The sequence below is a fragment of the Corynebacterium sp. p3-SID1194 genome (genome assembly GCF_025144155.1).
In the GTDB taxonomy this organism is placed as follows: domain Bacteria; phylum Actinomycetota; class Actinomycetes; order Mycobacteriales; family Mycobacteriaceae; genus Corynebacterium.
This window is the reverse complement of sequence record NZ_JALXWY010000006.1, coordinates 91832-105641: the sequence shown is the minus strand read 5'-3', so window position 1 is coordinate 105641 and position 13810 is coordinate 91832. Positions and strand designations below refer to the sequence as shown.

Annotated in this window: 14 protein-coding genes and 1 pseudogene; 3 read left to right on the top strand and 12 right to left on the bottom strand. The window is 58.9% G+C overall.

The features are described from left to right. Positions 1-10: 10 nt before the first annotated feature. The 4 genes from M3G19_RS06305 to M3G19_RS06290 all read right to left on the bottom strand — a co-directional run bounded on the left by M3G19_RS06305 (position 11) and on the right by M3G19_RS06290 (position 3814). On the bottom strand, positions 11-262 hold the full coding sequence (locus M3G19_RS06305) for a YHS domain-containing protein (protein ID WP_070478513.1): 252 nt from the start codon (positions 260-262) through the stop codon (positions 11-13). Positions 263-345: 83 nt separating this feature from the next. Continuing rightward, positions 346-2616 carry a cation-translocating P-type ATPase gene (locus M3G19_RS06300; RefSeq protein WP_070478511.1) on the bottom strand — a complete coding sequence of 757 codons (2271 nt, stop codon included), beginning with the start codon at positions 2614-2616 and terminating at the stop codon, positions 346-348. Between the two features lie 47 nt (positions 2617-2663). Then, positions 2664-3605 carry a hypothetical protein gene (locus M3G19_RS06295; RefSeq protein ID WP_070478510.1) on the bottom strand — a complete coding sequence of 314 codons (942 nt, stop codon included), beginning with the start codon at positions 3603-3605 and terminating at the stop codon, positions 2664-2666. Then, positions 3605-3814 carry a heavy-metal-associated domain-containing protein gene (locus M3G19_RS06290; RefSeq protein ID WP_070478508.1) on the bottom strand — a complete coding sequence of 70 codons (210 nt, stop codon included), beginning with the start codon at positions 3812-3814 and terminating at the stop codon, positions 3605-3607. Before M3G19_RS06290 ends, M3G19_RS06295 begins: the two co-directional genes overlap by 1 nt. A 434-nt stretch (positions 3815-4248) precedes the next feature. Here M3G19_RS06290 and M3G19_RS06285 point away from each other — a divergent pair, with 434 nt between their 5' ends. The 3 genes from M3G19_RS06285 to M3G19_RS06275 all read left to right on the top strand — a co-directional run bounded on the left by M3G19_RS06285 (position 4249) and on the right by M3G19_RS06275 (position 6797). Further along, positions 4249-4458: a hypothetical protein gene (locus tag M3G19_RS06285; RefSeq protein ID WP_070478506.1), complete on the top strand. Its 210-nt coding sequence runs from the start codon at positions 4249-4251 to the stop codon at positions 4456-4458. A 682-nt stretch (positions 4459-5140) separates the two neighbouring features. Then, positions 5141-6292: a replication initiation protein gene (locus M3G19_RS06280; RefSeq protein WP_210573287.1), complete on the top strand. Its 1152-nt coding sequence runs from the start codon at positions 5141-5143 to the stop codon at positions 6290-6292. Between the two features lie 202 nt (positions 6293-6494). Then, positions 6495-6797, top strand: a complete 303-nt coding sequence (locus M3G19_RS06275; protein WP_210573285.1) for a DUF732 domain-containing protein — start codon at positions 6495-6497, stop codon at positions 6795-6797. Positions 6798-6966: 169 nt separating this feature from the next. Here the strand turns inward: M3G19_RS06275 and M3G19_RS06270 are convergent. The 8 genes and pseudogenes from M3G19_RS06270 to M3G19_RS06235 form a co-directional block, all read right to left on the bottom strand. Continuing rightward, positions 6967-7137, bottom strand: a pseudogene (locus M3G19_RS06270) (IS256 family transposase); the annotation flags it as partial. A gap of 226 nt (positions 7138-7363) precedes the next feature. Beyond that, complete coding sequence (locus M3G19_RS06265; RefSeq protein ID WP_210573283.1) at positions 7364-8533, bottom strand: hypothetical protein; 1170 nt, start codon at positions 8531-8533, stop codon at positions 7364-7366. A gap of 3 nt (positions 8534-8536) precedes the next feature. Further along, positions 8537-9076 carry a DUF4365 domain-containing protein gene (locus M3G19_RS06260; RefSeq protein WP_210573281.1) on the bottom strand — a complete coding sequence of 180 codons (540 nt, stop codon included), beginning with the start codon at positions 9074-9076 and terminating at the stop codon, positions 8537-8539. Positions 9077-9931: 855 nt separating this feature from the next. Continuing rightward, on the bottom strand, positions 9932-11140 hold the full coding sequence (locus M3G19_RS06255; RefSeq protein ID WP_259901569.1) for a Fic family protein: 1209 nt from the start codon (positions 11138-11140) through the stop codon (positions 9932-9934). Between the two features lie 123 nt (positions 11141-11263). Continuing rightward, on the bottom strand, positions 11264-11545 hold the full coding sequence (locus M3G19_RS06250) for a glutaredoxin domain-containing protein (protein WP_259901562.1): 282 nt from the start codon (positions 11543-11545) through the stop codon (positions 11264-11266). A 2-nt stretch (positions 11546-11547) separates the two neighbouring features. Then, positions 11548-12066, bottom strand: a complete 519-nt coding sequence (locus M3G19_RS06245; RefSeq protein WP_259901559.1) for a dihydrofolate reductase — start codon at positions 12064-12066, stop codon at positions 11548-11550. 2 nt (positions 12067-12068) lie between these two features. After that, entirely contained in the window at positions 12069-12878 is an 810-nt protein-coding gene (locus M3G19_RS06240; RefSeq protein ID WP_259901558.1) for a thymidylate synthase, read from the bottom strand. Positions 12879-12918: 40 nt separating this feature from the next. Continuing rightward, on the bottom strand, positions 12919-13692 hold the full coding sequence (locus tag M3G19_RS06235; protein ID WP_259901557.1) for a 3'(2'),5'-bisphosphate nucleotidase CysQ: 774 nt from the start codon (positions 13690-13692) through the stop codon (positions 12919-12921). Positions 13693-13810 lie beyond the last annotated feature (118 nt).

Here is a 13810-nt window from a genome sequence, read left to right as displayed (position 1 = left end):
CGCTGGTGGATTACGCCATGTTGGCGGCGTATTTGGCGGGGTCCGAATCAAATGCGGGGCCGCAGCCGGCGCAGCAGAAGTAGTAGCGCTCGCCCTTGAAGTCGCGGTAGAGGCCGGCGGCCTCGGCGGTCTTCTTGCTGACCGGGGTGCCGACCATGACCGGGCAGGTGGTCATGTCATCGGCGCCCCCGCCGAGCAGGTTCTCGCGTCCACCGTTCTCGGCGGCGGGGTTAGTCTCGTTCGTGCTACAGCAGTTGCTCATTTTCTGGTGTTCCTTCTGTATCGGATTCGTATGGATGGGTGGGTTCTGTATCGGATTGGTATGGATGGGTGGGTTCTCGTTCGTCACTTCGTGGCGACGCTCTTGAACCCGCGCAGGCGGAGGCTGTTGCCGACGACGAAGACGCTGGAGAACGCCATCGCCGCGCCTGCGAGCATGGGGTTGAGCATGCCCAGCGCTGCGACTGGGATCGCGGCGGTGTTATAGGCGAATGCCCAGAACAGGTTGGTCTTGATCGTCGAAAGTGTCTTCCGAGACAGACGGATCGCGTCGACCGCGGCCCGCAGGTCGCCGCGGACCAGGGTGATGTCGGAGGCCTCGATCGCGACGTCCGTGCCGGTGCCCATCGCCAGGCCCAGATCGGCCTGCGCGAGCGCGGGGGCGTCGTTGACGCCGTCGCCGACCATCGCGACGATCTTGCCCTCGCCCTGGAGACGGGTGACGACGTCGACCTTGTCCTTGGGCAGCACCTCGGCGATGACCTCCTCGATGCCGACCTCGGCGGCGATCTGGCGGGCCACGGCCTCATTGTCACCGGTGAGCAGCACCGGGGTCAGGCCGATCTCCTTGAGCCCGCGGATCGCCTCCGCGCTCGTGGGCTTGACGGTGTCGGCGACGACGAGGATGCCGCGCGCAGCACCGTCCCAGCCGATCGCGACGACCGTCTTGCCTTCACCCTCAGCTTGAGCCTTCGCCCGTGCGACCTCCGGAGAGAGCTTCTGTGACCAGTCGGCCAGCAGCGACTCGCGTCCGACGACGACCGGGGTGCCCTCGACGATGCCCTGCACGCCCTTGCCTTCAACATTGGCGAAGTCCTCGGGCGTGGGCAACTGGCCGACTTCCTGGGTGGCGCCCTTGGCGATCGCCTGCGCGATCGGGTGCTCCGAGGAGTCCTCCAACGCACCCGCGAAGCGCAGCAGCTCGGCACGGTCCACACCGGATTCGGTGATCACATCTGTCAGGGTCATCTTGCCGCTGGTGACGGTACCGGTCTTGTCGAGCACGACGGTATCGACCTTGCGGGTGGACTCCAGCACCTCTGGGCCCTTGATGAGGATGCCCATCTGCGCCCCGCGGCCGGTGCCGACCAGCAGCGCGGTCGGAGTCGCGAGTCCCAGCGCGCAGGGGCAGGCGATAACGAGCACGGCGACCGCTGCGGTGAACGCGGCGGCGACGGGGAATCCGGCTCCCAGCCAGGCGCCGAGGGTGATGAACGCGACGACGATGACGATCGGCACGAACACGCCGGAGATCGTGTCAGCCAGACGCTGCACCTCGGCCTTGCCAGTCTGCGCATCCTCGACGAGCTTCGCCATCTGCGCAAGCTGCGTGTCCGAACCGACACGGGTCGCCCGCACGACAAGGCGGCCGCCCGCGTTGACGGTGGCACCGGTGACCGAGTCGCCCTCGCGGACCTCGACCGGTACGGACTCGCCGGTGAGCATGGAGGCGTCCACCGCGGAGGAGCCGGAGACCACGATGCCGTCGGTGGCGATCTTCTCACCCGGACGAACGATGAACTCGTCGCCGACCTGGAGGTCAGAGGTGGGGATCTTCACCTCAACGCCGTCGCGGAGCACGGCGACTTCCTTCGCGCCGAGCTCCAGGAGGGCGCGCAGCGCGGCCCCGGCCTGGCGTTTGGAGCGCTTCTCGAAGTAGCGGCCGGCGAGGATGAACATCGTCACGCCCGCGCCAACTTCGAGATAGATGTTCGCCGCGCCATCCGAGGGAGCGATCGTGAACTCGAACGGGTGCGTCATCCCGGGTGTGCCAGCGGTTCCGAAGAATAGTGCGTAGACGGACCACAGCAGTGCGACCGAGGTGCCCATCGAGATGAGTGTGTCCATCGTCGCGGTACCGTGCTTGAGGTTCGTCCATGCGGCCTTATGGAACGGCCAGGCTGCCCAGATGATCACCGGGGCGGCAAGCGCGAGTGAGGCCCACTGCCAATATACGAACTGCAGTGCGGGGATCATGGCCATGGCGATCACGGGAACCGTGAGCACAATGGCGCCGACTAGCCGATGGCGCAGCGAGGTGAGCTCAGTGTCTTCCTCCTCCCCGGCCTCGGTCTCCGACGTGTTCGCCGTGGTGCCCTTGGGCTTGGGCAGCGCAGCCGTGTAGCCGGTCTTCTCGACCTCGGCGACCAGCAGGCCCGGATCGTAGCCGGCAGGCACGGTGACCTTGGCCTTCTCGGTGGCGTAGTTGACCGTGGCCGCGACGCCCTCGAGCTTGTTCAGCTTCTTCTCGATCCGGTTCGCACAGGAGGCGCAGGTCATCCCGCCGATCTCCAGCTCGATGTCCGGCCCACCGATGGGGGGCGCTAATGTACTCATCCTCTTCCTTCTCTCTTCATCTCTCGTGCGACGCCAGGCCCTGCGGGTCAGTGGCCGCCGGTATGCGAATCGTCTGTCTGCGAGCCGTCACCATGCTCGGCGTCGATCACGAACTCGGCGGTGTGCACCTGCCCATCGACCTGGAAGTCCAGGTAGAGCAGGTAACGGTCGGCGGTCGGGGCCTCCGCTGCGAATCCGATCTCGGGTCCGGCCGTGTCCCTGGCCTGGGGCTCGTCGCCCTCGGCGTGGACGTGCAAGTAGGCGAGGTCGCCTTCGCGCAGCGCCACCAGGTGGCCAAACGCGCCCAGGTAGGGCTCCAGCGTGGTCACCGGCTGACCGTCGCGCTCGACCGAGATGGTGAGCTCGCTTGAGGTGCCGGCGGTAAGGTCGCCATTCAGGGAGACGGTGTATCCGTCGACCTCGTCGGTGGTCTGTGACTCGGTCTCAACAGGGGCGAAGTCGCCCGCCACCTCGACGGCGCGAGTCAGGGTGATCCCTTCGGCTCCCTCGCCCTCGGGTGTGAAGTCGGCGTACACGCGGTAGGTGCCCGCCTCGTCCCAGGTCCACGGCACCGACCAAGTGCCTGTGCTCGTGTCAAGCTCGGGGTGCACGTGCTGGAAACCAGTACCATCGGTGCGAACGGCGATCAGATGCAGGTCCTTCTCGTGCGCGGTAGTGTACTCGGTCACCGCTTCGCCGGACTCGTCGAGGATCTGGAAACTCAGGTCTCCATCCTCGCCTGCAGCCGTGGGAGCCTGGACTGGGGAAAGTACGAAGCCGTCCGCGCTTGCGGAGACCCCGTTCAGAGTGGGCTCCGCAGTTTCTTGCGCAGCGCCGCCGTGTCCTTCACCGTGTGTGTTCACGTCACTTCCTTCTGCCCATGCTGCTACGAAGCTGTCAGGAATGACGGCGCCGGCAAGGCCGAAGGCCCCGCCGAACGCCACCACCAGCCCGGCCCCGTAGAGCGCAAGCCGTCCTCCGGCCTTCATCAGACACGCACCGCCGAGTAGCCGGCCTCCTCGACCGCCGCGAGGACCTTGGCATCGTCAATCTCGCCCTCGGCGGTGACGTTAAGCTTGCCGGTCTGCGCGCTGACCTGGATGTCCTGGACGCCGGGGATCTCACCGACTTCCTCGCGGACCGACATCTCGCAGTGCCCGCAGGTCATGCCCGTCACCTGGTAATTGTTCGAAGCCATTATGTATCCTCCTTGTGTCTCTGTAGTACCCCTACCGGGTACCTGTACAAGTCAACAGTATACCCCTGGCAGGTATTCCGCAAGAAGGGGGTGGTCGTATGAGCCACATCGCACGCGTGCTGCAGACGATGGCTGGAGCGTCCGACATGCGCCTCGTGGCGAAACGATGCTGCGGGGCGACCCGCTGGACGGTGTCGCTGCGCGTCGGAGAGTAGTGGTCCCGGTCTAATGAGAACCGTGGACTTCCTTGCCACGTCGGCGAAGGCAGTGACGACCGGTACGGGCCGGACACCACCAAACACCGATCAGTCGCTGGTGCTCATGGTACGAAGCCGGCCATGTCAACTGGATTCGCAGGCGTTCGAGATTGGTGAGTGGAACAGACGAATCCCAGCTGGAGTGCTCAGTTACGCCGGAGACAGTTAGCAGCCCCTGTGCAGGCATTAGTCAGGAAAAATAACCCCTCACAGGTTGCTGGCACTGACGCTTTTAAAAACAAAGGGTTCGGCGCACTCGTGCAGGCGGCCCGGGAGTCTCAGGAAGTCTTCGAAACCATCACGGCAGATCCAGGCAACCTCAATAAGTTCCTGGAGGTGCTAGCGCACATGATTGTCGCCGCCAAGGACGAGCAGCAGTCAAAGTAATCATCACGATAGGCACCCTGTATTAGTGATTACCGGTAGGGGTGCCCTCATCTAGTAGTTACGTGGCGAGAACGGATGATTACCGTAGGAGTTGCACTCTTAGTACTCTGAAGTGTTCGTATTCGATTGACTCAGAAATCATTAACGAGTTCTAGCCCTGCCTGAGGGGCGAGAGGCAGGGCTAGAACTTATACATAGTGGCCGTTCGGGGGGAAGCAGCCTATAACCATTGTGCGGAGCTTCGACAAAAGTCACAAGGGATTGTTCACTCCAGTGAGCATTGGCAGTGAGGAAGAAAGTACTGGGGTTTATCTATGTGGTTTCTCTTTAAAGGCTCTTTGGTTATCTGTAGTCCTGGAGGCTGTGGTGCTTGGAGTAGTCCTGGTTGCCTCGGTGACAACCAAGCCTTTGATTTGGACGGCAGTACACATGAGTACCGCTAACCCCTATGATCCATAGTCGATGTCTTGTATCTATGCAGGATACTCTGCGGTTTTAGCATTTGTTGCAATATATTTCAAACACTGTTACTGCAGGTAAAACATATCTTTATGTGTGTCTCGCACAAAATGACAGTCATGTGTTTTACAGTTGAGAGATACTAAAGACGAAAGAAGGCCACTCGGCGGCAACCAAGTGACCTTCGCTTATCACCCAGTAGTAGCTGGGGGAAAGCATGTGCATGATTCTATCTAATGATTCCTCTCCGGGCACTTTGACCGGTGCGCGTGTTGGTACGCCATCTAGAGTGCGCCAGGATTGCGCAGGTCTAGATGATACTCCGGCAAGTCAGCTTGACCGGGAAAAACTTCTCCAGCATCTTGGGCGTGATGCGCTACACGGTTCTATCAGCCGTGACTTTCAAAGTGCTTACCGTGTCGTGGTAGATGAAGAAACCGGTAAGAAGCGCAGCGTTCCGAGACTTTATCGCACTGATTCGGAGAAACTCGGTCGATGTGAATACGTCATGCTGACGAATAAGCAATATTCTGCGGTTATGGTTATTGATGTTGACCAGCCCGGAGAATCTGGAGGCCATCCAGTTCATCTCAATGCTTATGTTAAAAGCGTTATCTTCGCCCTTGTCCAGCGAGGCATTGGGCCAGCATGGGCCGGGATTAATCCGCTAAGTGGTAAAGCTCAGTTTATTTGGCTGATTGACCCGGTGTATACCGGCAAAAATAAGCATTCCAGCAATATGGAGCTGCTAAAAGCTACGAGCCAGGAGTTAGGCGCTCTTCTCGCACATGACCCGCACTTTGCGCACCGTTTTAGTCGTAGTCCTTTTTATACTGGTAAGTCAGTAGAGGCATATCGCTGGTATCACCAACACGATCGCGTCATTCGCCTCCAGGACTTTCTAAGGCAGGTGCGTGAGATGGCTGGACACCCTCAGTACGGTAAAAACATGCGTCAGCAATTTAGCTCTGGTCGTGAACTCATCAATGCAGTGAAGGCTCGTCGAGAAGAAGCCCAAGCCTTCAAAGCTCTTGCAGAAGATGTTGAAAACGAAATAGGCGCAGGACTTGATCAATATGACCCAGAACTGATCGACGGCGTCCGTGTCCTTTGGATTAGTCAAGGGTGCGCGGCCCGTGATGAAACGGCGTTCCGCCATGCTTTAAAGACCGGACACCGGCTCCGTGCTGCTGGACAACGCCTCACCGATGCGGCCATCATCGATGCCTATGAGCATGCGTACAACATTGCGCAGCACGTGGGCGCGGCAGGACGGCGTAGTGAGATGCCGCCTATGCGTGACCGCCAGACGATGGCTAGACGCGTTAGAGGCTATGTTACCCAATCTAGGAACAATGAAGTGTCCTGGGTTTAGTTCCGATCATTTCTAGAGAAGGATTGGAATCATGCCAAGGAAGCAGCCGTGAACGTAAGGTTCGGCCCCGTCGAAAGTAGTAGCCCGGCTCCCGCCGAGGCCGCCCAGCAGGACCCGTGGAATAGTGCTCCGGACCGTGGCGGATTCGGGCAGAATGACGGTTCAGAACCACCGTTTTAAGCCTGCCTGAGGAGACCGAAACATGAAGAAGCTAACCGCCGTTATCGCCGTTGCCCTGGCCCTCCCCCTCGCTGCTTGTAGCAACGCCAAGTATGAGCAGGGGGCTGAGTACCTGACAGAGAAGGGTTACCCGATGGACGCTGAGACATTCCAAACCTTCGCAGATGGTACGTGCGAGTCCGTCAAGGACAGTGACAAAGGGGCCGAGGAGTCGATGGAAGCTAACGCTCAGTCACTGCAACTAGTCGGCATGGACAAAGAGGAGGCAGAGTGGGTAGTCGCAACCTCGGTCTCCATCGTCTGTCCGGAGGTCATCGACTGGTAGTCGAATAAGTGTTCGGCATTGGTCGCACGCGTATTCTACACTAGACGGCGCGTTGACCGCGACACGAAAGAGGCGATTATCGACTCGTGCTTGAGCTTGAGAACCAAACGGTAGCCGAGGCGTTCACACTACGCGAGAGTGTCCGATTGTTTGTGTGCGGGGGCTTGGTTTACAAGTAATCCGCGAATCGGTCAGGGTAAGCCACGGCTAGTTGGTTGATGACTTGTTTCCATCCGGTGGCTTTCGCTCCTTCAATATAGCCGTTGCATTCGATGTCGCGTTTCGCTTTCTTGGCTCGCTGGGCGGCGCGCTTGTCCTCAATATTGCAGATCATCAGCCACGACATTGCCTCTTCCGACTCGTGGGCCGACTTGGTTGCCGGTTCGGTGACGGTGCGGATGCCGAGGCTCTAACCTGTGTGCTCCGGCAGGTTACCGCCCCGGACCTCGTAGCGGGTCTCGGGGCGGTAATCGATTCGATGGGGGATGACAGGACGGTTCGATCCGCTAAGGGGGCCTCGACTCCACGTAGCGTTTTCGGTGCGTGATTCGTTTCGCGAGTCTGCGTCAGGAGTTGAGTTCGTCGTCCGTCGAGCTTTGAATCCACATCGGAGCGAAGCTCTCCGGACTTTCCATGTGCCGGGGCGTGGTGTTTCGATTGACTACCCCGCGAACCCTTACCGTGGTCTTCTGCTCCAGCCAGTTGAAAATGTGTCGCAAGTCGTAGTCCTGCTCCGACACGGACACCTGAAGTTTGTAGTTCATCTCGGCATCCGGGTTGAGCCGTTCACTATTCTTCGGAACCGCTAGTGTGACTTGGTACAAGTCGGAGTCCAGCGCTTCTTTTTCTACGCCGAGAAGCTTGCCAACAAATGTGTCCTTTTCCGGTTCAATTTGCACTGTCAATCGATTGGCTGTCTCAGTGAGCAAGTCGTGGCAGGACGCAGAGAACTCAAAGTGACGTGGAAGGCTGTTCGCACCGACAGTTTGACTGTGGGAAGGAGCCCACTCGAACTCGGTTGTCGCATCATTGGAGCCTTCAGAAAGAATTTCAGCGATTCCTACGATGAGTTCTCTGCTTACGCCTTGATTGACCATTTCGCGTAGGTCGTCGTCTTGGAGGTCGAACGTCGGTGGCTGGATAACGAACTCGTTGACTGCCTGAAGCGCCTTGGCTAGGGAAGACGTCATCACGCGCTTTTCGTCCGGAACCATCACTGGCAGTGCGTTGTCAACAGTAGGTTTGCCCAGCTTGACGTACACAGGGAGCTTGTAGGACCCCTTCTCCGTGAAGCCCGCCATGACTGATTCGTAGCGAACCTCATCAGCGGCAGACAAGTTTCCAACCTGAGCCGTTTGCTTTATTGCAGTATGCGCGACAGCTCGCCAAATCCGGTCTGCCCCAGAGAGCAGGTCGTTAACGACCTTAAGCTGGGCCGCGGATACACCGAAGTCGGTATCGGTTCCGACGTTGGAGCGAAACTCGCTGACATCCACATTCCACAGCAGTAGACGGCGTCGCAGAATGTCAGGACTTATCTGTTCCCAATACGCCAAGCGCTCGACAGTCGCTTCAAGTGCCCTGGGATCATCGTCAAATGATTTTGGTACTGCCACTTGGGTTTCGGGCTGACCTTTACGAGACCACAACTCGCCAAGTTCACCCCGGGAAACAGCGGACCACTCATGTTGGGCCAGCCATTCCGTAAGGTTGGAACGCTCAAGTGTGAAGCTCATGGCTTAAACACCTCCCCCAAAAGCGCTAATAGCGACATCGTGCCAGTCACGAATGGAATGAGATGTCACGCGATCTTCCGTTCCTAAACTCACGACTTTGGACTGGGCTTCCATATACAGGTTGTTCTTCGCGAAGTCATCGACCCGGGTCCAATACCCGCGGACAGGGAAACTCAGCAAGTCGTTATCATGGTTTGCCCATTTCCCGTCCGGCGAGTTGATAACCACCAGAACCAGAATTACTGGGATCTTCGACTCAGCCCATTTCTCAAGCCACTCCTTGTGGAGAGGGAACGAGAAATTGTCTTTCCAGTACTTCTCCTGAGTTGTGCTTTTCAGCTGCACACGCAGGTTAGTCTCTCGAAAGACGATGTCCCCGTCAATTGCCTGATAGTCCTGGCGGTGCGTGATGAACTGGAACCCATCCTGGGCGCAAACCTGGGCTACGTAGGCAGCAGAAAACTCTTCGGAACGCGCAGTCATGCCGATAGCAGCATCGAGAGGGTGCAACGTTCTCTCGTCAAGCTTCGGCAGTGGGTTCACGCTTCGAATGATAACGGGTACTGCTAGACAGGGAAGGTGCGGCATGAGGAAAAATCTATCTAGAGCTTCGTCCCATAACCATAACCTGGGAAAAGCGCCAACATTGCCTCCTCGCTTAGTGCCGTGAGGGCCGGGATTGTAATACTGCATATCCTAAATTGAGCAAAGGTTCTCACCCCAAACTGTCGAGCACCTCCCCGAGAAGACTGGGGAGCATGACCCACCACAATGCAGGCGCGCTCTGGTCACCGCGTACTTCGCCCTTACAACTTTTCGCCCCGTGTCAGCACGCAGCTTTCAACGCGTCCCTGTACTCGGTGGTCCAACTTCTATGCACTCGCTGCAAGGTGGAGCTTGCAACCACCGAGGTGGGTGAGCAAGTCAACTATTTCCAAAAAAGGAAAATGTTGGCGCTGAGCAGGAGAAACGGGTGATGGTTTAGGGGTTACTTGGGCAACACATACCCACCGTGCCATCACAGCCCCTCGGACGTGTAAGCAACGTGCTGCCGCGTGCAAGTGGCCCCCTCTCTTGCCACTCCGAATCGGCGCTAAGATGCACCTGCGCAGCAGTGTGAGTTTAGAGGGGATCGTAATCTCACATTCATTTCCTAGATAGCCCCGCTCCGGCAATAGGTGAACGGTGTCGTCTCGGCGACCTGGTCAAGTCGGCAGTTCGATAGCGCCCGGCTAACGGCTCAAGTAAAGCAGGAATCACCGACCGCGCGACACCGGGCAAAAAGTGTCGAAAGTCGTCCGTTTTTGGCAGTTCAACACCACCGCGCGAGTGTGGACAATTCGCAGCAATCCACTACCCGGGACTTGACCAGGAGTTTTCTGAAACCCCCCTTTTGCGTCAATCCAACCCCAGCACATCGAGGGCTTTTGGAGTCAGAGCGAGCTCTAAAGGGCGTTTCTTCACAGCGACGATAAGGCCGCTTTCCTGGAGTTCCGTCACGTGATCGCGAACGGTATTCCAGGAACGGTTGAGGTATTCCTGCAAGTCTCTTGCTGCCACCGGTGCATCGGGGCCGAAGAGCTTGGCTTGGCCAAGAATGAAAAGAATTTGGCCTTGGTTTTCGGGTAGTTCTACCTTCGCTGCGTTCTCACGCAGTGAATGAAGCGATGCCAGTTTTTCCGTAAGGGACTTTTCGAGCTGCTCTTGAGCGTCGGTCAAAATCGTGAGCATTTTGAGCAGGAAGAAGGTTCCTTCGCCTCGATTGAGAGGTGCCTCTGTCTCCTCGAACGCTTTGTAGTACTTGGCGCGCTGGATGGAAAACTGGTGCGATACTGACATTGCAGTGGGGGCGGACAGCGCCTTAATCAGGGCGAAAGCCAAGAGAAAGCGGCCGATGCGGCCGTTTCCGTCGTAGAACGGGTGAGTGTATTCGAACATGAAGTGCCCCATGAAAGCATTCACCAGGCGGTGGCTGTCCACGTTTTGCGTAGCAAGGAAGGTCTCGAGTCTCGCGGTGATTTCGGCTTCGTCCGTCGGGGCGGCATGAATCTCTTTCTGTCCATCGTGAATCGAAACTGAGTGGGCACGGAATAACTGACCGTCAGGCTTGTCGCTATCGGCAATCTCGTCGGCCAGAAGTTCGTCGTAAAGCGAGCGAAGCGCTTGTGGTGACTGGGGGAAGGCCCGTGCATCTTCCCGGGGAAAGAGCAGAGATGAGTACAAGGCTGCCATTTCGCGGAATCGCTTGTGCGCGGTTGTCCGTGGTTGCTTCAGTGCTTCGGCGATTTCCTGGCGAGTGGAGCGAATACCTTCGATGCTGTTCGTTGCCTTGATCTCTTCGATAAGGAGGTCGCTCAGGTAGTGGCTCTTGGCGGCATCGGGAAGTGATGCCCATTTAGGAGCGATCCGTAGTTCGTTGCTCCACACCTGCTCAATCGCTTCCACAACCTCGTTCGTATGCACGACAAACAAGGGGTGGGCGCCCACGTTGAAGTCCCAGGTGACCGTCGCAGGCGAGGAAAGACGCAGCTCATGCTGCTCCTTTGCGATTTTTTCACCGTTTTGATGGCTGTGGAAGACCTGTTTTAGCTGCTTGTGGGGGCTCATGTTGCGAACTTCCCTGGTCGTCGGGGTGCAATTTAGAGACCTATCTTAAGCCTGTATTTTGCAAAAAGCCCGCATTTTGAAAAATACGGGCTGGGGGAGCGGCTGTAAATTGCAGTTTTGGTGTTAGCTCAGCTCCGTGATCTTCGTCAGCACGTCGGCTGCCGGCGGGTTAGTGGCATGGGTGCCGTCGGAGTAGAGGACTGTCGGCACGACGCGGTTGCCGTTGTTGACGGACTCGATCCACTCGGAGATGGATTCGGTGCCGGGGGCATCGACATCGACGATCTCGACTGTGCCCTCGGGAAGGTTGGCGCGATCGAGGTCGGCGATGAGCCGGGAGCAGAACGGGCACCAGGAGGCGGCGAAGACGGTGACGGGGGAGGTCGTTTCCGGGGTGGTAGCCATTGTTATTGGGCCTTTCGTTCGAATCGTTGGAAGCGGTATCGCAGCGGAGAGTTCTCAGCGCCCTCGATAGTCACGCGGCCGCGCTCAGAGGTGAACCAGTCAGTTTCGCTGACCAGGTCGAAATCCTCGGTGATCTGGGGAGCGTACACGGCATCGTGGGGGAGGTAAGGGGCGAGGTGGACGTCGATAAGCGTGCGCTCGATGACGTCGACCTCGTCGAGCGTGGCTTCATAAAGTTGTGCCCCGCCGATGATCCATGCGTCTGCGTCGAAGTCGGGCAGGTCGCGGTAGACGTACGCGCCCTTCGACCACGTGCCTGCTTCGCGCGAGGAAATGATGATGTTCGTGCGACTCGGCAGCGGCTTGAACGGGAGCGATTCCCACGTGCGGCGGCCCATGATGACGGGATTGCCGAGCGTGGTTTTTTTGAAATGCTTGAGGTCCTCCGGCAGGTGCCACGGCATGCCCGCACCGTTGCCGATGATGCGGTCGACGGACTGGGCCCAGATTGCGCCGACCATCGTTACACCGAGACCTTCGCCGTGATTGTCGGGTGCGGGTCGTACCCAGTGACCGCAATATCCTCGAAACCGTAATCGAAGATGGACTCCGCCTTGGTGAGCTCCAGCTGTGGGTATGGGCGAGGATCGCGCGACAGCTGTTCTTTGACCTGCTCAATGTGGTCGTTGTAGATGTGGCAGTCGCCGCCTGTCCAGATCAGCTCGCCGACCTCGAGGCCGGCCTGCTGCGCGAACATGTGGGTGAGCAGCGAATAAGACGCGATATTGAACGGCACGCCCAAGAACATGTCCGCGGAGCGCTGGTAGACCTGCATGGACAGCTTGCCGTCGGCGACGTAGAGCTGGAAGAGCAGATGGCACGGCATGAGCGCCATCTTGTCTAGCTCCGAGACATTCCACGCCGAGACCACGTTGCGGCGTGATTCAGGATCCTGCTTGAGCAGGTCGAGCGCATTCTGTATCTGGTCGATGTGCTGGCCGTCCGGGGTCGGCCAGGAACGCCACTGGACGCCATAGACTGGGCCGAGCTCGCCGTCTTCATCCGCCCACTCGTTCCAGATGCGGACATTATTCTCCTGCAGCCAGCGGACATTCGAATCGCCCTTGAGGAACCACAAAAGCTCGCCGACAACACCCTTGAAATACACCTTCTTCGTGGTCAACAAGGGGAAAGAATTGGCGAGGTCGTAGCGCAGCTGCTTGCCGAACACGCTGATCGTGCCCGTGCCGGTGCGGTCGGACTTCGGCGTGCCAGTCTCAAGGATTTCGCGCAGCAGATCTTCGTACGGGGTGGGGATGGTCGTCCCAGTCATTCACTCACTCTTTGCGGGGTCGTGCGGGGGTGTGGTGCGGTTACTTGGCGATGCCTTCGTAGCTGCCGTGCTCTTCCTTATACGCCGCAGCGTGCTCAAGAATTTCATCGGCGAGCTCCGGGCGGCAGATCAGCAGGTCAGGGACATAGGTGTCCTCATTGTTGAAGCGCACTTCGGTTCCGTCCAGGCGGGTGGCGTGAAGACCAGCTGCCTTAGCGACGCCCACAGGGGCAGCCTGGTCCCATTCGTACTGGCCGCCGGCGTGAATGTAGGCATCGTAATCGCCGAGCAGCACGTGCATGGCCTTTGCGCCGGCAGAACCGATGCCCACGGCCTCGAAGTCCATCTTCTCTGCAACGTACTTCGCTACCGCCGGCGGACGGTTGTGCGACAGTGCGATCTTGCGGGACAGCGGGCCCTCGACGTGGCGCACGTCGGAGGACTTGAACACCACACCCAAGTCGGGCAGGCCGACCGCGGCGTGGGTGGGCACGCCATTTTCGACGAGCGCGATGTGCACCGCCCAGTCCTGGCGGCCGGTGGCGAATTCCTTCGTGCCGTCTAGCGGATCCACGATCCACACGCGCGGGTTGTCCAGGCGAGCCAGATCGTCGACCGCCTCCTCGGACAAGAAGCCGTCATCTGGGCGGTGCTGCGCTAGCACACGCGCGATCCAGTTCTGGGCGAGATCGTCGCCTGCCTCCCCCAACTCGCGGCCGCGCAGTAGGCCCACACCGCGGATGCCCTTGAGGATTTCGCCGGTGCCAAGCGCAATGAGGTTAGTCAACCGTGAGTCCGAGTACGTTGCCGTCATGGCCTAGACCTTACCGCGTGCGCGGTGTCCTCGTGCGCTGTGGGCGACTGCTTCTGCAGCGCAACATAACACTTAACTTCCCACATAACATAACACTTGTGGGAAGTAGGGTGTTATG